Raw genomic sequence first — 431 nt, 5'->3', positions numbered from 1 at the left:
ACCAGCCCGCTCCAGAAGATGCTGAAGGCCGCGAACATCAGCAGGCCGATCGTGCCGCGTACCTGGAGCACACGCTCGCGCAGCAGCAGGTCGAGCATCGATCGCAGCAACTGCGGGTAGCCGAGCCGCGGCCTTGGCGCGGTCGGCCGCGGCAGGCGGGCCGAGAGCACGGCCAGCATCACCAGCGCGATGCCGCCCGAGCCCAGGTAGACCGCGCGCCAGCCCGCGATATCGGTGAGCAGGCCCGCCACGGAGCGGGCCAGCAGCAGGCCGATCACGACGCCGCCTTGTGCCGCGCCGACCACCTGCCCGCGCTCGCCTTCACTGGCGAGGGCCGCCGCGCAGGCGATCAGGCCCTGCGTCATGGCCGTGCCCAGCAGGCCGACGCCTGCCATGCCGGCGAGCAGCATGAGCGGGCTGCGCGAGGCGGC

General features: G+C 73.8%; 1 protein-coding gene. It reads right to left on the bottom strand.

Annotated elements, in window-relative coordinates; translation table 11 throughout:
• Window positions 1-431 (bottom strand): MFS transporter (locus HWY05_RS38015; RefSeq protein ID WP_176061512.1); only part of this gene is annotated, 431 nt, incomplete at both ends.

The organism is Paraburkholderia sp. BCC1876 (genome assembly GCF_902833695.1).
Taxonomy (GTDB): Bacteria; Pseudomonadota; Gammaproteobacteria; order Burkholderiales; family Burkholderiaceae; genus Paraburkholderia.
This window is presented reverse-complemented; position numbering and strand designations above follow the sequence as displayed.